This window comes from Psychrobacter sp. ANT_H59 (genome assembly GCF_008369225.1).
Classification (GTDB): Bacteria; Pseudomonadota; Gammaproteobacteria; order Pseudomonadales; family Moraxellaceae; genus Psychrobacter; species Psychrobacter cryohalolentis.
In genome coordinates this window covers 419,197-441,723 of record NZ_VOBE01000004.1, presented here as the reverse complement: position 1 = coordinate 441,723, position 22,527 = coordinate 419,197, and the positions used below count along the sequence as shown (strand labels likewise).

General features: G+C 41.4%; 24 protein-coding genes and 2 pseudogenes. 19 read left to right on the top strand and 7 right to left on the bottom strand.

Annotation, left to right across the window (positions count from 1 at the left end; translation table 11 throughout):
- Positions 1-50: 50 nt before the first annotated feature.
- The 3 genes from FQ083_RS09445 to ampC all read left to right on the top strand — a co-directional run bounded on the left by FQ083_RS09445 (position 51) and on the right by ampC (position 4,505).
- On the top strand, positions 51-2,720 hold the full coding sequence (locus tag FQ083_RS09445) for a copper-transporting P-type ATPase (protein WP_223145228.1): 2,670 nt from the start codon (positions 51-53) through the stop codon (positions 2,718-2,720).
- Between the two features lie 79 nt (positions 2,721-2,799).
- Complete coding sequence (tatA, locus tag FQ083_RS09440; protein ID WP_133104392.1) at positions 2,800-3,084, top strand: Sec-independent protein translocase subunit TatA; 285 nt, start codon at positions 2,800-2,802, stop codon at positions 3,082-3,084.
- 245 nt (positions 3,085-3,329) lie between these two features.
- The gene (gene ampC, locus FQ083_RS09435; protein ID WP_133104393.1) at positions 3,330-4,505 is read left to right on the top strand and encodes a class C beta-lactamase; all 1,176 of its coding nucleotides are present in this window, start codon (positions 3,330-3,332) and stop codon (positions 4,503-4,505) included.
- Between the two features lie 84 nt (positions 4,506-4,589).
- Here the strand turns inward: ampC and FQ083_RS09430 are convergent, their stop codons facing one another.
- A complete protein-coding gene (locus FQ083_RS09430; protein WP_149409660.1) occupies positions 4,590-5,471 on the bottom strand; it encodes a hypothetical protein in 882 nt (293 codons plus the stop codon).
- Between the two features lie 560 nt (positions 5,472-6,031).
- Between FQ083_RS09430 and FQ083_RS09425 the strand changes: the two genes are divergently transcribed.
- Complete coding sequence (locus FQ083_RS09425; protein ID WP_410477365.1) at positions 6,032-6,610, top strand: Fic family protein; 579 nt, start codon at positions 6,032-6,034, stop codon at positions 6,608-6,610.
- 279 nt (positions 6,611-6,889) lie between these two features.
- Positions 6,890-7,279 (top strand): DUF6122 family protein, encoded by a 390-nt coding sequence (locus FQ083_RS09420; RefSeq protein WP_020443911.1) that lies wholly within the window; start codon positions 6,890-6,892, stop codon positions 7,277-7,279.
- Between the two features lie 218 nt (positions 7,280-7,497).
- Here FQ083_RS09420 and FQ083_RS09415 read toward each other — a convergent pair whose 3' ends face one another.
- The gene (locus tag FQ083_RS09415) at positions 7,498-8,031 is read right to left on the bottom strand and encodes a transmembrane anchor protein (protein WP_262881095.1); all 534 of its coding nucleotides are present in this window, start codon (positions 8,029-8,031) and stop codon (positions 7,498-7,500) included.
- A 121-nt stretch (positions 8,032-8,152) separates the two neighbouring features.
- Entirely contained in the window at positions 8,153-8,893 is a 741-nt protein-coding gene (locus tag FQ083_RS09410) for a HupE/UreJ family protein (protein ID WP_133104397.1), read from the bottom strand.
- A gap of 272 nt (positions 8,894-9,165) precedes the next feature.
- On the opposite strand from FQ083_RS09410, the gene FQ083_RS09405 reads away from it, so the two are divergent.
- From FQ083_RS09405 to FQ083_RS09385, 5 genes and pseudogenes are all read left to right on the top strand, one after another.
- On the top strand, positions 9,166-9,444 hold the full coding sequence (locus FQ083_RS09405; protein WP_011514090.1) for a metal-sensing transcriptional repressor: 279 nt from the start codon (positions 9,166-9,168) through the stop codon (positions 9,442-9,444).
- 29 nt (positions 9,445-9,473) lie between these two features.
- Positions 9,474-10,796, top strand: a complete 1,323-nt coding sequence (locus tag FQ083_RS09400) for an MFS transporter (protein ID WP_149409659.1) — start codon at positions 9,474-9,476, stop codon at positions 10,794-10,796.
- Positions 10,797-11,129: 333 nt separating this feature from the next.
- Positions 11,130-11,252 (top strand): annotated as a pseudogene (locus tag FQ083_RS12955) (transposase); the annotation flags it as partial.
- 437 nt (positions 11,253-11,689) lie between these two features.
- Positions 11,690-14,047 carry an ATP-binding protein gene (locus tag FQ083_RS09390; RefSeq protein ID WP_149409658.1) on the top strand — a complete coding sequence of 786 codons (2,358 nt, stop codon included), beginning with the start codon at positions 11,690-11,692 and terminating at the stop codon, positions 14,045-14,047.
- Between the two features lie 33 nt (positions 14,048-14,080).
- The gene (locus FQ083_RS09385; RefSeq protein ID WP_149409657.1) at positions 14,081-15,010 is read left to right on the top strand and encodes a response regulator; all 930 of its coding nucleotides are present in this window, start codon (positions 14,081-14,083) and stop codon (positions 15,008-15,010) included.
- Between the two features lie 82 nt (positions 15,011-15,092).
- On the opposite strand, the gene FQ083_RS09380 is transcribed toward FQ083_RS09385, so the two are convergent.
- Positions 15,093-15,272: a DDE-type integrase/transposase/recombinase gene (locus tag FQ083_RS09380; RefSeq protein WP_149409656.1), complete on the bottom strand. Its 180-nt coding sequence runs from the start codon at positions 15,270-15,272 to the stop codon at positions 15,093-15,095.
- Between the two features lie 172 nt (positions 15,273-15,444).
- On the opposite strand from FQ083_RS09380, the gene FQ083_RS09375 reads away from it, so the two are divergent.
- The gene (locus tag FQ083_RS09375; RefSeq protein WP_020443904.1) at positions 15,445-15,777 is read left to right on the top strand and encodes a hypothetical protein; all 333 of its coding nucleotides are present in this window, start codon (positions 15,445-15,447) and stop codon (positions 15,775-15,777) included.
- Between the two features lie 385 nt (positions 15,778-16,162).
- Here FQ083_RS09375 and FQ083_RS12740 read toward each other — a convergent pair.
- Positions 16,163-16,430: pseudogene (locus tag FQ083_RS12740) on the bottom strand (transposase); the annotation flags it as partial.
- 146 nt (positions 16,431-16,576) lie between these two features.
- Here FQ083_RS12740 and FQ083_RS09365 point away from each other — a divergent pair.
- Positions 16,577-17,161, top strand: coding sequence for an O-methyltransferase (locus FQ083_RS09365; RefSeq protein WP_149409654.1), 585 nt, complete (start codon positions 16,577-16,579; stop codon positions 17,159-17,161).
- Between the two features lie 192 nt (positions 17,162-17,353).
- Here the strand turns inward: FQ083_RS09365 and FQ083_RS09360 are convergent, their stop codons facing one another.
- A complete protein-coding gene (locus tag FQ083_RS09360; RefSeq protein WP_149409653.1) occupies positions 17,354-17,872 on the bottom strand; it encodes an HPP family protein in 519 nt (172 codons plus the stop codon).
- A 137-nt stretch (positions 17,873-18,009) separates the two neighbouring features.
- Here FQ083_RS09360 and FQ083_RS09355 point away from each other — a divergent pair, with 137 nt between their 5' ends.
- The 5 genes from FQ083_RS09355 to FQ083_RS09335 all read left to right on the top strand — a co-directional run bounded on the left by FQ083_RS09355 (position 18,010) and on the right by FQ083_RS09335 (position 20,986).
- On the top strand, positions 18,010-18,546 hold the full coding sequence (locus tag FQ083_RS09355) for a TetR/AcrR family transcriptional regulator (protein ID WP_149409652.1): 537 nt from the start codon (positions 18,010-18,012) through the stop codon (positions 18,544-18,546).
- Entirely contained in the window at positions 18,547-19,557 is a 1,011-nt protein-coding gene (locus FQ083_RS09350) for an AbrB family transcriptional regulator (RefSeq protein ID WP_149409651.1), read from the top strand.
- 51 nt (positions 19,558-19,608) lie between these two features.
- On the top strand, positions 19,609-19,809 hold the full coding sequence (locus FQ083_RS09345) for a hypothetical protein (protein ID WP_020443890.1): 201 nt from the start codon (positions 19,609-19,611) through the stop codon (positions 19,807-19,809).
- A 379-nt stretch (positions 19,810-20,188) separates the two neighbouring features.
- Positions 20,189-20,482, top strand: coding sequence for a hypothetical protein (locus tag FQ083_RS09340; protein WP_149409650.1), 294 nt, complete (start codon positions 20,189-20,191; stop codon positions 20,480-20,482).
- 267 nt (positions 20,483-20,749) lie between these two features.
- Positions 20,750-20,986 carry a hypothetical protein gene (locus tag FQ083_RS09335; protein WP_149409649.1) on the top strand — a complete coding sequence of 79 codons (237 nt, stop codon included), beginning with the start codon at positions 20,750-20,752 and terminating at the stop codon, positions 20,984-20,986.
- Positions 20,987-21,046: 60 nt separating this feature from the next.
- On the opposite strand, the gene FQ083_RS09330 is transcribed toward FQ083_RS09335, so the two are convergent.
- Positions 21,047-21,679 (bottom strand): recombinase family protein, encoded by a 633-nt coding sequence (locus tag FQ083_RS09330; RefSeq protein ID WP_149409648.1) that lies wholly within the window; start codon positions 21,677-21,679, stop codon positions 21,047-21,049.
- A 140-nt stretch (positions 21,680-21,819) separates the two neighbouring features.
- On the opposite strand from FQ083_RS09330, the gene FQ083_RS09325 reads away from it, so the two are divergent.
- Positions 21,820-22,116, top strand: coding sequence for an IS630 transposase-related protein (locus FQ083_RS09325; protein WP_316623584.1), 297 nt, complete (start codon positions 21,820-21,822; stop codon positions 22,114-22,116).
- The gene (locus FQ083_RS09320) at positions 22,046-22,516 is read left to right on the top strand and encodes an IS630 family transposase (protein ID WP_149409646.1); all 471 of its coding nucleotides are present in this window, start codon (positions 22,046-22,048) and stop codon (positions 22,514-22,516) included. The genes FQ083_RS09325 and FQ083_RS09320 overlap by 71 nt, the downstream gene beginning before the upstream one ends.
- Positions 22,517-22,527: the final 11 nt, after the last annotated feature.

Below are 22,527 nucleotides of genomic sequence, written 5' to 3'. Positions count from 1 at the left end.
CATTGAGTTAGAGCGCAATCTTTACTCAATATAAGTGAAGGAGTTATCTGATGAATCCTAATAATAGCGATAAAAATAATGGCCTTAGTGGCCAAGATTCAAAGAATACTAACCAAGCCCATACTACCTTCAAAGAGTATAACCAAGTGCCAGCTGATTATAATGGCACCGTTTATACTTGTCCGATGCATCCAGAGGTAAGAGACGTTACAGATAGCGGCTGCCCAATATGCAACATGTCTCTTAAACCTGAAGACATTATTGCCGAAGATAATGTTGCCGAGATGGCAGCAATGAAAGATGACCATACCAACTGCCACAGCGCGTCGAATACCGATACTCATCCTACTAAAGATAGTAAGTACGACAAAGTACCAGAGTACTATAGCGGTACGGTCTATATTTGCCCGATGCATCCCGAAGTGCGAAATGTTGAAAAAAGCGATTGCCCAATATGCAACATGTCTCTTAAACCTGAAGACGAGGTTACTGATGAAGACAGTCATTCACATTGTCATGGCAAAGATACTGACCGTACTAAGGTAAAATCTGTCAAAGGCGGCAAATACGACAAAGTCCCAGCTGATTATAAGGGTGCCGTTTATATTTGTCCTATGCACCCAGAAGTAAGAGATGTGAAGAATAGTGGCTGTCCAATATGCGGAATGGCACTTGAACCAGAGACGGCTACCATTGGTGAGGAGGACACCTCAGAGCTCGACGATATGACACGCCGTTTCTGGATTTGTACGGTGTTGACCATACCGCTATTTCTGTATGCTATGAGTGACATGGTAGGTCTAAGCTTAGACAACCTTGGACAAGGTGATATCTCTGGACAGATCGCTCAGTGGATTCAGCTAGCGCTTGCAACACCAGTGGTGTTATGGGGAGGCGCACCGTTCTTCGTCCGTGGCTGGCAATCAATAAAAAGCCGAAACCTGAACATGTTCACTTTGATTGCAGTTGGCGTAGGCGCAGCTTTTGGTTTCAGTCTGGTAGCAAATTTTCTTCCGGATGTTTTTCCAGATAGCTTCAGGGACGCCACTGGCCAAGTAGGGGTGTACTACGAAGCGGCAGCGGTCATTGTGACCTTAGTGCTATTGGGTCAAGTGTTAGAGCTCAAAGCCAGAAGTCAGACCTCAGGAGCAATCCGTGCGTTACTAGAGCTAGCACCACCAACGGCAAGACGTGTGGATGAGAACGATGTCGAAACCGAAGTGTCACTTGATGAAGTGATCAGCGGCGACAGATTGCGAGTGAAGCCAGGAGAGAAGCTTCCTGTAGACGGTACGGTACTTGATGGTAGTAGTAGCATTGATGAATCGATGGTGACTGGTGAACCCATCCCAGTGTTAAAGGCACAAGGGGATACGGTCACCGGCGGCACAGTCAACGGTACTGGGACACTACTGATCAAAGCGGTCGATGTTGGCGATGATACCGTATTGTCCAAGATCGTCAAGATGGTTGCTGAAGCCCAGCGCAGTCGCGCGCCAATACAGAAACTGGTTGATAAGGTAGCTGGATGGTTCGTGCCCATCGTACTTATTTGCTCTGTCATTACCTTTATTGTCTGGGCGATATTTGGGCCTACGCCTGCAATGGCTTTTGCGCTGGTCAATGCTATCGCTGTATTAATCATTGCCTGCCCTTGTGCGTTAGGGCTCGCCACACCGATGTCGATTATGGTGGGTACTGGTAAAGGAGCACAAAATGGCGTGCTTATCAAGAATGCTGAAGCGTTAGAAAGTATGGAAAAAGTCGACACCATCGTTGTCGATAAAACCGGAACGCTGACAGCAGGCAAACCAGAGCTTACCGCTATCGAAGCGCTTGGCGGCTTAGACGAGGATGAGATGCTTATACTTGTCGCAGCGGTAGAGACTGCCAGCGAACATCCTCTGGCAGAAGCTATTGTCAAGGCTGCAAAGGCAAAATCTCTCGATATGGTTAAGGCAAGCGATTTTAGTTCAACTACCGGTGAAGGCGCGCAGGCGCTGGTCAATGGCAAGCAAGTCGCCGTAGGCAACTCAAAATTCATGCAACGCCTCAATAGTTTTGACAGTACGCTTTCAGAACGCGCCGACAAACGCAGGAAGGACGGTGAAACTGTTATGTTTGTCGCAGTAGATGGGCAAGCTGCTGGTCTCATATCGGTCGCTGATCCGATCAAGCCGAGTACCAGTGAGGCAATATCGCTATTACACAAAGCTGGACTGCGGGTAGTCATGCTGACAGGTGATAATGAGATAACGGCTAAAGCGGTTGCTAGTAAGTTAAAGATTGATGAGGTACATGCTGACGTCTCTCCAGAAGACAAAAACCGTATCATCAAAGAGTTGCAAAGTAGTGGCAAGGTTGTGGCTATGGCGGGTGACGGTATTAACGATGCTCCCGCTCTTGCCCAAGCAGATGTCGGCATCGCTATGGGCACAGGAACAGATGTGGCCATGGAGAGTGCTGGCATTACGCTAGTGAAGGGTGATCTGATGGGGATTGTAAGAGCCCATAAACTGAGCCATTCTACGATGCGCAATATCAGACAAAACCTGTTCTTTGCATTTATATACAACGCCCTTGGTGTACCGATTGCGGCAGGTGTGCTGTATCCGTTCTTCGGGATTTTACTCAGTCCAATGATAGCGGCGGCGGCTATGAGTCTCTCGTCAGTATCTGTTATTGGTAACGCGCTGCGATTGCGCCGTTTGAAGCTGTAATTTTGGTACGGTGAAGAGGGTTTTAAAGCACACTTACAAATACTGGTCTTATCAAGGCCTAAGATATAAGGATACCGTTATGGGCAGTTTTTCTATTACACATTGGCTGATTTTATTGGTGGTAGTGGTTGTCGTATTTGGCACTGCTAAGCTTAAAAATGCTGGCAAGGATTTAGGCGGTGCGGTAAAGGGTTTTAAAGAAGCGGTCAAAGATGAAGAAGCTGAGCATGCTCGCAAGAATCGTATGCTTAGCCATGAAAATAGTACGCCTGCTGCAAGTAATGATTTAAATACGCAGGTAGATACTCAGGTTGATGATATGGAAATCCGCCCTATTACCACTGATGATCAGCACAAAGTATGAAGCGCGCCTCTTGTTCCAATGAGAAATATTATGAAAGCTGGCTTTAGATAGAAGAAGCCAGCTTTCAATGATCCCTTTAAGGTACATCCTAAAAGATCCATTCTATGATACTAAATCGCCAAGATTGTCGGGGATTCAGCATTCTGAGATAATGTAAAACGGCATACCCGAACTGAAAGCAAAGCGCTATTTGCATGCTCACTAAATTATCAGTACATCTATCAGAATAAATGAGAAGCCCTATAATGAAAAAATCCGTTCAAACCATTTTAAGTGGAGTGGGACTTACCGCTTTAGTGACAGCATCATTACTATCTGGAATCGTACAAGCAGCAGATAACAATGACCATCTAAAGAGCACCGTTGATCAACAAGCCAAATTACTAATGAATGAGCACGATATTTCAGGGATGTCTTTTGGCGTCATCATCGATGGCAAATCACATTTTTATCATTATGGTTTGGCTGATAAGAAAGCCAAAATATCTGTCTCAGAAAACACTATTTTTGAGCTAGGCTCAATCAGTAAGACATTTGCTGCTACCTTAGCGAGTTATTCAGAATTAAATGGCACACTTAAATTAGAAGATACCACTGATAAATATATTCCCTACCTAAAAAACAGCACCATTGGCAACACCAAGCTTATAAACCTAGCCACCTATTCAGCTGGTGGTCTACCACTACAAGTCCCTGATGACGTTAAAAACAATAAAGAGTTGCTTCGTTATTATAAATCTTGGCAGCCTGTATTCTCTATCAACTCAAAGCGTCTGTACTCCAACGCCAGTATCGGTCTGTTTGGTTATATATCTGCATTGAGCATGGACGCTGATTACACACAGTTGATGGAAGAAAAAATACTGCCGTCACTCAATATGCCCAATACCTTTATCAATGTACCTAGTGACAAGATGGCTGATTATGCATTTGGTTATAACGCTGCTGGCGATGCTATCCGAGTCAATCCTGGCATGTTAGACGCCGAAGCCTATGGTATTAAATCCACCATCACAGATATGACGCATTTTATGGCGGCGAATATGGGGCTAGTACCGCTGGATAAAAATATTCAGCAAGCGTTAGACAATAATAGAAAAGGTTACTATCAGGCGAGCACTTTTACCCAAGGGTTAGGATGGGAGATGTACCCTTATGCTACTCAGCTAGATACCTTGCTTGAAGGCAACTCGATGGACGTGGTACTAAAGCCTCAAGCCATTAAAACGGACAATCATCCAACGGCTGTTTTAAATAACGTCTGGGTGAATAAGACAGGTGCTACTAATGGGTTTGGTGGCTATATCGCTTATATTCCTGCCAAAAAATCAGGCATTGTCATTTTGGCAAATAAAAACTATCCAAATGCAGATAGGGTCAAAGCAGCCTATACGATTTTAGAGAGTGCGATGACTCGTTAATTAATCTTGAGTCACAAAGCAACCTTATAGAAAATAGCCTTTCATAAAAAACCCAGCTAGATGCTGGGTTATTATATTCAACTTTTAAGAGCAGCCTTCCACCAAATAAATCGCTTCTGGTATACCAATATCGATGCTTTCTACCTCCCCTTTTAATAGGTTTTTATTGTCTGCTGTCCACTCAGTCGCCTTAATCATAGAATCACTCAGCTTTTGACCACCCTTGATATGATATTCAATTTGTAGCGGCAGATTATCCTGTTTATTATTAAGCTCAATATTGTCGTCTTTTAAGAATTCTCCAAGTGGGCTTTCTTTTATCACCTTAAAATTGACGTTAGCAATCAGGCTATAGTAGTCACCATCAACCGCATATTTATCAACCTCGTAGTCAAGCTCGTCATTATGTGCTTTCATAACCGCTGTGGCTGAATCACCAACGTTGATGTCTTTATAAAACGGGATGCTTGGATCCCGAATACTGATCAGAACAACTTTACTATCTATGATTTGATATAAAACAGAAGCGCGTTCACCGTACTCTTTATCGATATAACTCAGTGCTGGATTACTGACGTAATAGCACTGTTCGTTATCGCTCTTTGCTTTGGTCATTCCTAGGCTACTTAGCAGCTCAGGGGTAATAACCTGACCGAAGCTTAAATTTTGATACCCTGACGGGCTGACGGTTTGCTCATTAGCTATATCTGCTGCTTCGTTAGTTTGTGCTTTATCCATAGCACTCGTATCTGTAGGCGGTGGATTGACAGACATCTCATCATTCTTAGCCATGTCTTTATCTACAGTATTCGTTTGTGCAGTATTCGTTTGTGCAATGCCATCGTTATTCAAAGATGAGGGCTGTGAGTCACAGCCTGTCATCAGTTGCACAGTACCGATTAATAAAGTAGAAATCACTGCCGTCTTAATTATCGGCAATGATGATTTTGAATGAAAAGTTAACATGGCTTAATTCCCGAATTCGAGTCATTGATATTAATATATACCTTAATGAACCTTGTATAAACTGTCTTTTTTATGCTCGATTTCATTGATGCTAAAGTTTGATTGATACGTACACAGCGCACCGATCACGAATAGTATATGTATGGCATGTATATCGAGAAATACACCGTAGCTATTTCAAAGAATAAAAACATTGATACCATTAAGGTAGAGGTCAAAAATGCTATTTTGAAAGATATAGTCAGTCCTAAATAAAATAAGTACAAATATTATAAAGCGCTACTGGGATAAATTTTTCTTGCTTACTGTGCCTGCGCAGACAGAGGCGGCGCAAAACTTATCCCAGTAGCACTGTGGTTGATTTATAGTGGATTGACTATAGTTAAAATTGATAGAAGACACAACTTAGGCCCAATTTGGGCACATAGATTTTTTGATGTAGTTTGGCTATGGCTATAATTGGGCAAGTTTTGCTCAAGCCTAGCTTTATATTTCCGCTACAGCGCATATTGTCATAGCGAACGTTGCCGACAAGTGACCAGTCGCCAATATGATAGACAATTTTATCCTGGTTTAACACGTTACCAAATGAGCAAGAGAACATAGATCTGGTGATTAAAGCAGGTATCGCTCATTTATGGTTTGTGACGATCCATCCCTTTGATGATGGCAATGGGCGATTGACCTGTGCCATTACTGAGAGAGTACTGGCACAAAGCGAGGATAGCGCCCAACGTTTTTATAGTATGTCAGCGCAGATTCTTAAACAGCGCAATGACTACTATAAAATATTGGAACGAACACAAAAAGGCGATACTGATATCACTGATTGGCTGTGCTGGTTTCTACAAACACTAGAACAAGCACTCATTGCTGCTCAAATGACCACAGATAAAATCATTGATAAAGCGAGTTTTTGGCAGAACCATCGACAGCATGCATTGAACACCAGACAAGTCACTATGCTAAATAATTTACTCACAGACTTTTATGGCAACTTGACTACTAAAAAATGGTCAGTGATGACCAAGTGTTCTGTAGACATAGCACTGCGTGATATCAATGATCTGATAGAGAGGGGGATGCTGAAAAAATCCGAGGCTTCGGGGCGTAGTACGAGTTACGAGGTGGCTTTGTAATAAAGAACATGTGGTTCTATGATGCGTAACGCAATAGACGAGCTAGTTCAGCATTGTGATAGCAGTCTATTTTAAGTGGTCTATTAATAGGTATGAAGGGTGAAATAGCTGGTTCCACTTGGGTATGCCCTATATTAACTATTAATTTTTTGGACAGATACAATGATAAGAGAGTGAGTGTATGATGCATATATTTCACATGCACTTTAAAGAAAAAATATCTTATGTTTTATATGAAATTGATTTTCCACTACAAACTATCTTAAATCGGAAAAAGCGATGATTCAAACCGTTATCCATTATTTTCTACATTTTGGTATGCCATTGGTCATCGCCTATATATTTTTTCGTGACGACTATAAACGAGTATATTTGATTCTTTTAGCAACCATGCTAGTTGATTTAGATCATCTGCTAGCGACACCTATCTTTTCGCCCGATCGTTGCAGTATTAACTTTCATCCGCTGCATACTTACTATGCAATGGCGGCATATGCGGCTATGCTATTTCTACCAAGGCCCTATAAAATAATTGGTTTAGGGTTACTTCTACATATGCTAACCGATTTGAATGACTGCGTGATGACTTATATTAATTGTCCTCAGTGTTTGAGTCAGGCTCCTGCCCGTGAGTTGGCAGCGTGGTTAGGCAGAGCCACTAAGTTTTGATACGGCTGTGACTACATTTTTTTGTGCCTCTCTCATAGATCATATCTTCAATAACTCCTAGAAGTAGATATATCGCTATCCAATCCTAAATAAGTCCTCGCATTAGACCGCTTGTGTTCCAATTCGAGGATTGAGTTTGTCTAGCTTGTTACTCTAAGCTTAGTGAGACAGCTCTGTTTCTAATCAGGTAGTAGCGGCAAAAACTAACTGCTACTTTTTTACATCGTTTTAATAGTGCTGTAATCGCCACGGGTACGCAAAACAACTTGAACATCCGATTGTCCTCGGTTGCGCCAGAACCAGCCGTGATTACCTGTAAATGCGGCTTCTAGAACACCTTCATCAGCGGCAATTCCGCGACCTTTTTCATAGCTAATCGCTTGGCCTGGTGCGTCACCATGGGTGTCGAAGTTAACATCACCGCCTGTCACGATCCAAGAGTATTCAGACTTGCCACCTGCAGCCATTTTCATCTTAATCTCTAACCCTTCCCCTGGTGTCAAAGTAAAGGGAATTTCATCGCGCCACTGTCCGTTAGCGACAGCAGTATCAGAAAGTGTGGCACTCACTGCTTGTTCGGCCACATTATCAATATCTGGTGTTTCAGACGCCAGTGTATCAGTTGCTAATAAACCAGCAGCATCGGCGGCGGCTTCTTCTGCTAATTGCTGCTTAACCTGTCCCATTTCCGTCAAACGAAGCAGTTTACCAACCCCAGTTGGGTCAATACCATATTCAGCTGGGAGAACCACCGTAAATAAAAGAACGATTGCTGCAATTACAGCCAGAACAGTAGATTTCATAAGCTGCTTTGAAGAGGGAAGTTCAGCCTGCAAGGGGGTATCACTGTTATACATATTAGAAATCCTTAGATTATTGAGACATTAAATAGCCAGTGAGCTGCATGCCCACTAAAATAAATCCTGCGCTCATCATGGCAACGTTGGCGGTATAGGCGTTACGGATGAAACTTGACGTGCGTCGCCAGTAGCTCATACCAATCAATATGATCGCTAGAGCCAGTAGTTGCCCAATTTCCACACCCACGTTAAATGCGAGCAGGTTAGGAAGTAGACCGTCAGGTGACATCTCATATTCAAGAATTTTAGTTGATAACCCAAAGCCATGGAAAAGGCCAAATATAAGCACTGCTATTTTGGTGTTTGGTTGATACCCGAACCATGTTTGATACGCACCAATGTTATCTAAAGCTTTGTAAACAACAGAGAGGCCAATAATGGCATCAATCAGATAACTGTTCATACCGATGTTGAAGTACACGCCTAAAATCATCGTAGTGGAGTGACCTAATGCAAATAGGCTCACATAGATACCAATGTGCTTCATAAGGTAGAGAAAAAAGATGACCCCGAAGAGAAACAGTATGTGGTCATACCCCGTTATCATATGCTTAGCGCCCAAGTACATAAAGGGCAAAATATTGACCCCTGAAATCTCCTGAATATACCCTTTATCCCCTGCGGTTACAGCATGAGCAAGCGCTTCATTACTGCCAGTAAGAAGACAAATAAGAAGTACTGAGAACACTAACAGACGGGTCTGCCAAGTCGCCCATGGCGAGCTTGAAAGCCTATTTAAAACATGGCTATACATTAAGAATCCTGTGGTCTGAAAATAATGAATGCGTTGCGTTGTGTTGCGTGATGCAATGCGATAAGAACAGTTAATCCTAACCAATGGAGTAAGTATGATTTGTGTTACTAAGCATTTTTTTATGGACTAGTAAGTAAAATCGTGAATTTTTCGAACGCAAACTAAGCTATTAAGGAGTAAGATACTATCCCCTAGGGGGGGATAATGTCAACCGTAAAAACTCAAGTCTTATAGGGTATAATTGCGCTCTCTAGAGGAAGGATACTGTCATTATGAAAAAACCGCACATACACGCTTCTCATCCAGCCGTTATCACACGCCTTAAAAAAGCGAATGGTCATCTAAGCAGTACGATAGAGATGTTGGTTGAGGGTCGAACCTGCCTTGATGTAGCCCAACAGTTACAAGCGGTAGAGAATGCGATTCACCAAGCCAAGAAAATTTTAATCCAAGACCATTTAGATCATTGCCTTGAAGATTTGTTAGGTTCTGTTGATAAAGATCAGCAGAATTCTATCGAGGAGTTTAAGGAGATAACCCGTTACCTATAAGATCAATCGACTGATCTAAAGAGCCTCCCATGCTTAGTATCTTTGCAAATCAAACTTATCGTCATTTATTTGCCGCGCAAGTCATTGCCCTGATTGGTACTGGTCTGGCTACCGTGGCGCTTGGGCTTCTAGCTTTTGATTTGGCTGGCAATGATGCTGGGGTTGTTATGGGAACGGCATTGGCTATCAAAATGATTGCCTATGTTGGTATTGCACCCATTGCAGCGGCCTTTGCCGAACGGTTGCCCAAACGCACGATGTTGGTAACGCTGGATGTGATACGAGCAGGTGTAGCTCTGCTTTTGCCGTTTGTTTCCCAGATTTGGGAGGTTTACGTGCTGATCTTTGTCTTGCAATCTGCCTCAGCAGCCTTCACGCCTACTTTTCAAGCCACTATTCCTGATGTTCTACCTGATGAAGCGGATTACACCAAAGCCTTATCACTCTCACGCCTTGCGTACGATATAGAGAGTCTGGTCAGTCCTATGTTAGCGGCGGCATTGCTGACAGTAATGAGCTTTCATAATCTGTTTACGGGAACGGTGTTGGGATTTTTAGTCTCTGCCTTATTGGTCGTATCGGTCACGCTACCAGCGCATGCTATGCCAGAGCGTCGTAGCATTTATGATAGAACCACGCGCGGTATTCGAATCTACTTAGCCACACCTCGATTGCGCGGATTGCTCGCAGTCAATGTTGCTGTCTCTGCCGCTGCGTCTATGGTCTTTGTGAATACAGTGGTAATCATTCAGGGTGGCATGGGACTAAATCAGAGTGCAGTCGCATTAGCATTGGCAAGCTTTGGCGCAGGCTCTATGATTGCTGCATTGGCTTTGCCAAGCCTACTAAGTAAGCTGACAGACCGTAGGGTCATGTTAAGCGGTGTAGGGTTGTTAGTGGTGGGTATGTTTGCTGGTACATTGATGATGGGACAAAACTCGCTTATGGCCTTATGGTTCGTGCTAGGTTTGGGTTATTCTGCTGCCCAAACTCCCTCTGGACGCTTGCTATGGCGTTCTTCACATCAGGAAGATCGTCCTGCATTGTTTGCCGCTCAGTTTGCCTTATCTCATGTCAGTTGGTTGGTGTTTTATCCTTTGGCCGGTTGGTTAGGTGCTCGCTACAGTATGACCGTAGCTTTTGCGGTATTAGGCTGTGCGGCTGCGCTAGCGGTATGGGCGGCTTTTAGAGTGTGGCCGTCTATTGATTTAAAAGAGATTGAACACGAACATGCCAATCTACCAGAGGGTCATGCCCATGCCACTGGATCTCTTACACCCAATGGGGTACGCCATACACATCCATTCGTAGTTGATGACTATCATCCGCGTTGGCCAAGTTCTGGTCGTTGATGTTGAGACTGTACATGGGGGTTCGCTGTTTTACAATGAAAAGTACACTGCTATGTACACTGAGCTACTATAAATAACTTTGACTACTGATATAGATAGCCTACAGCTTAAGGTTCAAGTCCTCACTAGGGTACCGAAATCACTGAATAACATAATACTTGTTAAGGTGCTTTAATTGGGTTCAATTCCCTATATGGGAATCGAACTTCTAGTGTTGGATGTGAATTTAATGGCTATGAGGTCGATAGCATGGGTCATCATTATTAAGCTTTATTATTAAAATTTCCTAAGTTAGTTTCTACAGTATTGTCAGCATAGGTCAATAACGCAAGCTTTCATAAACGCGTGCAAAAGCTAATTAATAGGCACGGCGATCGCCTGTTATTTTTACCACCATATAGCCCTGATCTAAATCCTATCCAGAAGAAGTGGGCACAAGCTAAATTTCTACGCTAAGGATGGATAGAGAATAATCTACCTAAACTATTTCATGATATGGGCTGTATCGATTTTATATTAAACTGACTATAGTCGCTTCTCTTCTCCATGGTCCAATTAGAGTGGGCTTTCCCATAATAAGGACTGTCTCTTTAGCTATACTTTTTTCCTTATCTAAAGCAATAATGGCATTGCCAAGCCTGACGTAGGCTCGCAATAAGCGGAATGTCGTTTATGCTAAAAAAGTCGCAAAAATAAATAATGAAGAAATCATATAGCTGCTGCGTATAGACAGATAATAGCTACCATACGGTAAAACACGATTATTGTCATCGTATTGTCATAACGGCATCGTATTCTTGAGCTCACTATAAATAGCGGTTGCGTATCACTCATATCTTTAGTCATTCACTGATTTGTTGATAACAGTTAGCGCATAGATATCAGGTGTGTTTATGAAGGTTGTTGATCGGTTTGGTAGTATCTCCACCCGTATACTGATTATTTTAACATTGGCTTTTTTACTCATTATTTTGCTGGTGTACTGGGTCATCGAAACCCAAGCTAAGCCGCGCATACTGGAGATGACCTCAGAGACAGTGGTTGAAACAGGTAATGAAGCCATCAATAGCATCATGGCGAGTATCAATCATGTCGACGGATTGGCCAAAGCCACCAGTACAATGGCTGGTGGCTTACCAAAACAAGACATCCTTTATAAAGAAACCTTTGGTAATCTCATGCAACAAATGGATCAACGCATTGTAGGCGGTGGCGTATGGTTTGATCCAAATATGTACACTGAGGGTAGAGAGCGGCAGTCATTTGTGTGGGCGCGCGATAGCTCAGGCAATATGCAGCCATTAGCGCGCTATAATCAAGCGCGCCAAACTCCGAATCCCTATTATCGTGATTGGTGGTACATTCCTGCAATGTACGCGCGTCATGACCACTGTGTTTGGAGCCGTGCCTATGTCGATCCGGTGAGTAATCAGCCGATGATGACCTGTGCCAAGGCTTTATACGACAGTCGCAATCAGGCTTTTGATGGAGTGGTGAGTTTTAATCTGCTCTTGGATAACCTCGATGAGGCCATGAAAAAGTGGCAAGATAAGCTGGGTGGTTATGTCTTTTTGGTAGACTTGGACAATCGATTTTTGACCTTCCCCGATCAGTCGATGGTCATGCACGCGACTAAAGATAGCGGTCAGGGCGAGGTCGTAACGGCACGGCAGTTAGCTGAGAGCAACCCTAGCTTTGCCCCTATTGCGGACAGTCTAGATAGTATTAATCAGACACTGATAGATGAGGCAGTAGCCAAAGATGAAAGCCGCTATACGCTCGCTGCTCGTAGTATTCTAAGTACGACCAATCTGAATAAAATCAGCGAGCAAGAGTCCAAATTACTCTCAGCATTATTGCTGTTAAATATCGATCAAACGTTTAATTTGGTAGACAGTCATTTGGTCGATACCATCGCTGTGCCCAATGATTTTGTGTTGCAGCAGCCCGCCACCGCCTTCGTGTTTCGCATGCCGTTTACGTATTGGAAGATGGTCATCGTCAAGCCTGATAATGACCTGATGAGCGTGGCAAATGCGCTGTCCAATAAACTGATTCAAGCCATGCTGCTGGGTTTCATTCCTATCTTATTATTGACCGCTTGGGTGTTTCGTCGCTACTTTACGCGGCCGCTAAAGCACATGGCACAGTCAGTGGCTGATATGGGGTTGTTGATTGAACAAAAAAAATATCAACAATTAAGCGCGCATAAACTGCCTTATTCAAATGTCAGCGAGATTCAAATTATTAGTGAGCAGACTAATCAGCTGATTGATCGCGTCGTCGAGAATGAAGGCGCACTGGCTGAAATCAATGTTCATCTAGAAAAACAAGTCGCTGCCCGCACGCAAGACTTACAGCAAGCCATGGATGAATTAAAAGCCTCGCAAGTGCATCTGGTGCGTTCTGAAAAAATGGCTACCCTTGGCCAAATGGTGGCAGGTGTGGCGCATGAGGTCAACACGCCGCTAGGCTACGTGCGTAGTAACATGGAATTGGTTGGCGACAACCTTATGCGTTTTGATGAGTTGCTACAACATACTGATCAATTACTGCAGGCCTTAAAAGCGCCAACCATCAATCAACAACAAGTCGAGCAACTGATAGAGCAAACCTTACAATGCTGTGAGGAAATTAAAGAAGATGAGGTCAGTGAAGATTTGGCCGATTTGATTAAAGATGGACTTTACGGCGTCGATCAGATTGCCGAGCTGGTCGTGAGTTTGCGCGATTTTTCTCGAATTGACGAATCTAAGGTAAAAGATATCGATATCAATGAGTGTATCAATACCTCATTGATTATGGCTCGCAATAACTTAAAAACTCTAGACGTCAAAACCAACTTAGCCGAGCTGCCGCTGATTCAATGTAATCCTTCACAAATCAACCAAGTACTATTAAACCTATTTAATAATGCCGCCCAAGCCATACCGAGTGATCATAAAGGGACATTACAAGTCACGTCGTCTGTGGATAAGGCGCAGAAGTCTGTTGTGGTACGCATTATAGACAATGGATCTGGTATCAAAGAAGATGTTTTAAATCATATCTTTGAGCCGTTTTTTACCACCAAAAAAGCAGGCGATGGCACAGGGTTAGGATTGGCCATTACGGCACAAATTATGGAGCAACATGATGGACGCATTGAGGTTAGCTCAATAGTTGGGGAGGGCACGACATTTACCCTCATGCTACCGATACAGCCTATCGCTCATGAAAAGAAACCTTCGCAAGCCTTATTTGAAAGTTAAGAGACTTCCAGCCACTTATTTAAAGAGAGCGTCATGCAAAAACCAAAAATCGCTTTTATTGATGACGAGCCACGTATCTTGCGCAGCTTAAAAATGCATTTTCGCCAGTCACATGACGTATTTATTACTACCGATGCTACTGAGCTGATGGAATATGTCAGCCAGAATGAGGTACAAGTGGTCATCAGCGACCAACGTATGCCAGATAAGCAAGGTACGGAAGTATTGAGTGACATTAAAGCGGCTTCGCCAAATACTATTCGTATCTTGCTAACCGGTTATGCGGATCTAAATGCCGTGATGGATTCTGTGAATGAGGGCGAAATTTATCGCTATATCACTAAACCATGGCAAAATGATGAACTTAAAAAAATCGTTAATAAAGCCACAGAAATTGCTCAGCAAACTCAAGAAATCACCCAAAACACTATGCAAGGTAATGATACTCAACAAGTTAGTGGTGGTAGCAATCGTAATATATTGGTATTAGATGACGACGAGAGCGTCTATCAGCAAATAAAAAGTCACTTTAAGAGTGCTTATACCGTGAGTTGGGCCAGTAACCTTGAACAGGCAGCAAAGTTATTACAAAAAAAACGCTTTGGCGTCACTATTACGGATTCGACACTCAATAAAGAAAATATTACCCCCATTGTTTATGCTTTAAAAAACATCCAGCCAGATTTGATGGTTCTGATGCTGACTGAATTCAAAGACGCCCATATGGTCATTGATTTAATCAATAAAGGTCAAGTATATCGCTGTCTACCACGGCCGACCAACTTCTCTATCATGAGTATCAGTCTGGATCGCGCTTTTGATCATCACGAAAGATTGGTGCAGCAGCCGATACTGGCAGCGCGCCATCATGTCGAAGAAGTGACAGAATCGGAGGCTTTGAATTTTTCTGAAAGACTTAAGGGTTTCTTTGCTAAGTTCAGAGGTTGGCGCATTATTAGATAGAATATAGCCTCAGATATAATCAATAATGGCACTCCTAGCTTCAGCGAATGTCTGACTGGTGTGATATGCCATTTGTAGCGTCTTAGCGGTCAGCACACTGTCTGTCAGGGGAGTCTGAGACTGAGATGGTAAAGCCCACCATATGCTGGGCATATAAATCTAAAACAACGGCTAGATAGCACCAGCCGCTTTTAATACGAATATAAGTCACGTCGCCCGTCCAAATTTGATTGAGCGTAGTTGGGCTAAAATTACGGTTCAATAGGTTCTCATGGGCTTTATACGCGTTCCTGTTGAGTGTCCAGCAATACCGGGACGGTTCAGTTGAAAGCTGTAATTAATTACAATAATTGTGATGATGTCATTAGTTTGTCACATCAGAAATCTAGTATAGCGAGTTATAAATTCTTAAGTACAAGACAGCGGGAAAGATAATGTTCGCCACAAAAAAGCAAAGTGATATACAAGTTAGTCAGCAAAGTTTTGACGCCATTATGATGTTAGCAATCACTACGGTCTCAGATGATATTGGTAGTGCACCTACCGCTGATACGCCCTTGTTTGATGAGGCGCATGAAGCTTATTGTGCCCAGCTTTTGCAGAGTATCATTGGGTGGCAAGAAGAGAACAATCAAGACCGATTAGTTGATGCCAATGCTACCCAAAGTTACGATTATGCTAAGCGTGAGGCATTGATAAAAGTTGCAGAGACGAAGCTCTACAACGCACTGCATAAGGATGATTGTATTAATAAGGAGATGATGTAGTGGTATGTTAACCAAGTTAATAAACTATAAAAAATAAAGCAAGGAAGAGCGTGTTTGTCTAGGTGTTATGATATAGCTTAAGCCACGCCGCACTGTAGTGTTATATTTTCTATACTGTATGAGTTTCACTAAGTATAGCTAAGCAAGTCCTAAACGAAAGATACCTCTCTGGTTCTTTCGTTTTTTTTATGTTGAGGCGATAATGACCCCTGCCGTCAAATCCGTACAGTTAAAATTGGGAGATTTTAGTTACGCAGCTTGACGATAAAAGTCAAACCACATCTGTCTTGGCGATCGATAGCCTAAACCCTTTTGACTCCTGATTTCACTGCGAGCACAGCTCTCATCTTGCGTCGGGGCGAAGCAGTGCTTCGCTTTATCCCTCCTCATTTAGGATCTTTCGTTCCTCTTCAACTACTTTGAGCTGTCGTTTAAGACGCTTGTTTTCTTCGATCACCGCTATGAGTTCAGGGTCATATTGAGCTGTTCCGGCAAGTTTGCCTTGATGGGCTTTATTGTGCCAATTAGATAAGGTCTGCATAGGCGATACCAAGCTGCTTTATGGTCGTTGAAATATTCCCATCGTTGTCTGCTATCTTCTTGACGGCTTCTGCTTTGAATTCTGTGCTATAAGTTCTGATTTTCTTGGTCATGGTAAACTCCTATGAATACGCTTAGTTTACCAAGTTTAGCTGTACGGTTTCTTCAGCATAGCTCAGACTTAGTAAAGATGCTTGGTGGTAAGGTCGAGACTAAAAAGGATTCAAAGTCGTTTTAATAATTGAGGAGTTTTACTTAAATGAAAGACATAGATATTGAAATTTTTTTGAATGAACTATATATGAAAGGTCAGATTAATGACTCAAAATCTACCAATAAAATTGACAAGTACCTCAATATAACGCCTGATACAGGTCAGTTCTTAGGTTTTCTGGCTCAATTCACGTCAGCAGAAAAAATATTAGAAGTAGGTACTTCAAATGGTTATTCTGCTGCTTGGCTAGCATTATGGACTGATGAAGCCGCTCAGATCACCACAATAGAGAATGATCCTAAGAAGATCAGCGCTGCAAGAGAGAATTTTTTAAGTACAGGTCTAGTGGATAAGATTAAAATTATTGAGGGTGATGCACCCATGATTTTATCAAAAATGACGGAAAGCTTTGACTTAGTTTTTGTTGATATGGATCGAAAATTGTATTTAGATATCTTGGAGGATGTAATACGGTTAACTAGGACAAAAGGTATCATTGTGTTTGATAACGCAGTCTCTCATAAGGATGAAATGACAGACGTTTTTAATTATTTCAATGGTAATCCACAGTTTCACACCTATTTAGCTCCTATTGGAAAAGGTGAGTTCGTGGCGCTAAAAAAATGGTAGGTCGTTTCTGATTGATATTAATCGCACTTACTTAGTGCAAGCCATCAGTAAAGCGAGTCAAGGTACAGGCTCATAGGGGTTATAAAGTGTACTAAATAGATACGGTGGCTTGAACCTTGAACCTTGAACCTTTGACTATAGGCTAACTCTCAGAATGTTAAGTCCCAGACAGTCTGAGGTGGTTCAGATAGTTCACCACCAATAAGTCGGATACTGTTTACCTTTACCCAAATTGTTATAAATCAGCGCTACCATGACCAAAACGATTGAACCGAGTAGGGTAGGTGTTATCAAAAAACTCCAATTTACTGAGCCTAGCATAACTATTAAAGGGTTAGACCCAGCAGGTGGATGAGGCATTCTAAATATCAGCATTAGTGCAATGGCAGTACCAACAGCAGTTGCCATACTCCACCAGTGAATACCAAATAACGTCATGAACACTAGTCCTGTAAAAGTCGCAATAACATGTCCACCTATAACATTTCTCGGCTGGGCAAAAGGACTGGTAGGATAGGCAAATATTAGTAAACAACTTGCGCCAAACGATCCTAAAATCATAATAAGTTCTATTGAGCTTCCTAACATAGCAAGCGTTGCAGTTGCAATGGTGCCGCCTAGCCAAGCCACTACTATCATCGATAAAGGCAATCTCTTTGGGCATTGGTTCACTTGACCGCTTAACTTATGCCAGTTAAAGAATGAATGCATACTTACTCCTCTCATAAATAAAAAGGTATCACTACGAGTATACTGATTGGTATACATACTAAGTATACCGAACGGTATCCGATAATGCTATTATTGTGATTCATTGAATAACAATAACAATAACAGGAGCAAAACCAATGGAATTACGAGATGTCATTCTACAAAAAAGTTATGAGCTCTTTTATAAGAAAGGCTTTCATGACAGTGGAGTGGAGCTGTTAGCAAAGCAAGCAGGGACTACCAAGCGGACTTTGTATGCCCATTTTGGTAATAAAGAAGGATTGATTGAGGAGGCACTTAGGTATCGTCATCAGATGTTTATGATTCAACTAAAAGCTGACTTTGATGATTTTGAGATTGAGCAAGTAGCAGATGTTGCCACTTGCTACTTAAATTTTCTCAAGAACTGGACGTTATCAGAGGACTTTTATGGTTGTATGTTTATCAATGCTTGCGCAGAGTATTCAGATAAGCAGTCTTCACCGCATCTAATAGCTAAGCAGCATAAAACCGAGGTTAGGCAATGGCTACTTGATAAGTTTGAACAGGTAAGTGCGGAAAATGCAAAGCAGAAATCTGACACTTTGTTTGTATTTGGTGAAGGTATTATCGTTGCGGCGCAAACAGGTCAGGAGTCATTAGAATTAAATGCTGAGTTTTTCAGGGCTTATTGAATGTATTTGTTTATCTGTATAGTGACAACTACTCTACTCGGGTTTTTTCTTAATCTCATTGGCGTAAAATATGGTTTTCTATTATCGGGAATATTAGTTTCACTTTTTTTTGTGACTTATACTAATAGGGAAGTCACACATGCATTTTATTTGCCGTATATTCAAATAGTTCTTGGTATCTCAACAGGATTATACTTTAAAGACTGGTCTATGGAGGTGCTGTATATAACTGCGGGAAGCATTGTTGTCATGACATTCTGTCTTATCCTTCAATCCTTCCTATCTTTTATTTGGCTTCACAAAAAAGCAAAATGGTCCAAATTGGATTCAATTCTTGCAGTATATCCTGGCTCTCTAGCGGTGGTTATTGATATGTTCAATATCACTAAAGTTAGTCCAAAGGTAATGATTACTCATATAGTGAGATTGTTCTTATTGACTATAATTTTGACTCTATTTGGACCAGTGCAGTACGCTGCTGTAGATACAGCGAGCCATACTTTTACTATAGAAACGTCAATAGTATTGATGATGTTATTAATCTCATGTGCATTCTTGGGTAGATTATTAGTAAGTTACCGAATACCTGCTCCATACTTATTGGTTTCAATGTTGATGACGATAGTTCTAGTCAAGTTTGGATTGTTGGCTGGTTTTACAGTTCCTTCTTTAATGATTGATAGTGCCACTATCGTATTAGGTATCCTGATAGGGTCTTTATTCGCTGGTATCTCATTTCAAGAGTTTAAAACTAGCATCAAAGACAGTGTCGTTGTTTTTTGTGTAGGTATGATCTGTACTGTAAGCTTCTCTATTTTAGCGTCAAAAATTTTAGATATAGCGTTCTCACAACTTTTCCTTTCATACGCTCCCGGTGGAGTTGAGACAGTCACGGTAATCTCAGTGGCTTCAGGACTAAATGTTATGTTTATTCTTTCACATCATTTGATAAGAATACTTATTCTACAGTTGGCGCCAGTGTTGTTTGCCTCCAAATTGCGCAAGCTGTGAAATGAGGTTTATAGCTGACTATTATTAAATAAAACATATAAAGAGAGTGAGATGCCAAGTTTTATAGTTGTAGACAATGAAATTATTAACCTATCGGAAATAAGACGGATAACTGCGGATAAAAAGCGACTTACAATTACATTTCATTTAGGATTTTGGAATGGTAACGCATTCAAAAGATGTACTGATAGCCAGCATTTTGAAGAAGTTTTTAAGGACATAGTAACTAAGTTAGAAGCCGAGCGTATTTGATTATACCTATGGCGAACCAATCAAGTACTTTCATTGGTTCGGTTTCCTAGTGAGGACTTGAATCTTTGGCTATAAGCTAATGATACCAACGGGTTTTCTCCCTGAGATAGTTCCAGTATACTTCATGGTGTACTTGTCATATATATTCTGTTCGTGATCGGTGCGCTATACAGGCTTCGAACAGCAGATTTTAGATATAATCTTAATGCCTATGAGGTCATTGATTAAAAGCTAGTAAGTTAGCTTCTGCAATCTCTCTATCGTAGCTTATGTTTAGGGTGTTTTAAGCTATATTATAGATATATTTGGATATTTGTTTTCTGGAACTTAAGTAGAGGTATAAGTGAATATCTGTAGAATCAGTACACAAATTAGGGAAATGTCTGAAGCAAAAGTAGATGCAGATGTGGAGACATGGAGAGATGTTTTTAGTAAATTTGATAAAGCAATAGAAGAATGCTTCGATGTTGATATGTTAGTTAAGTGCTTATTAGAAGATGACTTATGGTATATACCTTTTGATTCTAGAATGAAGCTTATGGAAAAAGCAAAATCTTTAGGCGGATGCTCATTGGAGTTTTTGGCAGATTACTATTCATTTAAAACAGCATTTCTGGATCCAGGCAAAGAATATGATGATGCTGTCGTAAAATTAGATGAATTATTTCAATAGGTTCTGTTAGGGTATACCCCAAGGGAACCAGTTATTTCATACTTCAAACCTATTAATAGACTACTTAAAGCAGACTTTTGATTATAGGGCTGGTTGCTGTGCTTTTTTCCTATCATTAGCCTATATCAAAAACATAAAACTTCTAAACGACAACCTATCTATCATTAGACTTGTTTCTGTTATTAAACGATAGGGTGGTGTTCTAATCAGCATACTTTTTGATACACCATCAACTATATTTACGATGGGCAATTTTAAGGTGAGAATATGAATGAACTTATAAAAGCTGAGTTGTTGGAATTGAGAAGACATGTATTGACCGACTACCAACCTACTAAGGTATCAATACAAGCTATGAAATTTTTGCTTGATTATTCTAACGAGATACCTTATGAACTTCAGAGTGATCTGCACAGCTTGATAGCAATGGATATGGATGAATTCATATTACCTCAAGAGGAATGTATTGAAATTATTGATAGACTAATCGCTTGGCGTTCATGATAAAAAGGCTCATTAATCAATTAATAGACTACTCATAGTAGACCGCTGTAGTGGAACCACTTAATGATCAGTGATCGGTTTAGGTCTTTCCTTGGTCACATCAGCGATCAGATGCCGTGAGCACTTGGCCATTTTTTGAATATCAGAATAGCTATGACCTGATTTGAGTAGACTTGCGATGATCTTACGCTTTTCCATATCTTTCCTACGTCCTAAATATTTGCCCTCTGCCTTAGCACGAGCAATACCTTGCTGCTGACGGTTACGCCGATCTTCATAATCTTTTCGAGCAATGGCTGCGAGCATATCCAACATCATCGAGTTAATGGCCTGCAATACACTGCTCATAAATTCAGTGCTGCTTTCAGGTTGAAGTGCCATATAGGAGGTCGGCAGCTCTTTTGATACGATAGATAGCTTTTTTTCTGATAGCATTCTTTTGAGCGTATCCCAATCAGCTTGGTTCAAACGTGCCAAGCGATCAATCTGCTCAACTAAGATCACATCGCCTTTATGAGCATCTTCAATCAGCTGCATAAGCTTGGGTCGTACCAAGATAGCTCCTGATTCGTTTTCGACATAGAAGGCAGCAATTTTGTGGCCATGATCGTTGGCAAATGCTATGAGTTCGCTTTTGGCACGCTTAGCGTCTTGTTCTTTGGTTGACGCTCGTAGATAAGCTCTGATAAACATAAACACCTAAAATAGTCTGTTATAGTCAGTCCAAAATAGAAAAGATACAATACTTTTAAACCAAGCAAAGTGAAATATAAAAGATGACCTACTCAGCAGATTTTCGAGCACAAGTTATCAAAAACATTAAGCAAAAAGATATGAGCATCCGTCAGGCCTGTACTTTTTACAATATCAGCAAGAGTACCCTACAGCGCTGGCTTATAGACCCAAGCATCCAAACGACTAGAGTCAAAACGCCAAGCAGTATACCCAATGAAGCCCTTCTAAAAGACGTTAATCAATACCCAGATGACTATTTGTATGAGCGAGCTCGTCGTTTAAACTGTAGTAAATCAGGTATTGGCTATGCCTTAAAAAGATTAAATTTTAGCCAAAAAAAAGACCTTAGCACATCCAAAAGCGTGTCCAATAAAAAGGGCGATATATCAGAATAAGCTTGATCATTTTAAGCAACAAGGCTATCCCATTGTCTATATGGATGAGAGTGGCTTTGAAGCTGAAACTATTCGTCCTTATGGCTATGCACCGACAGGTAAACCTTGTATTGATAGCTACAATTGGCAAGCTAAAAAACGTACCAATGTCATCGGTGCTCTGTATGAAAAAATGCTATTTGCACTTGATTACTTTGAGAAAAACATCAATGGAGATGTATTCTATGACTGGTGCAAATACACACTTATTCCAAGTCTTAAAACCAAATGCGTGATCGTCATGGATAATGCTAGCTTTCACAAACGTGTGAAGAGGCTGCTAAATAGGCATGGTCATCGACTATTATTTTTACCACCCTATAGTCCTGACTTAAATCCTATTGAAAAGAAATGGGCATAAGCTAAGTTTCT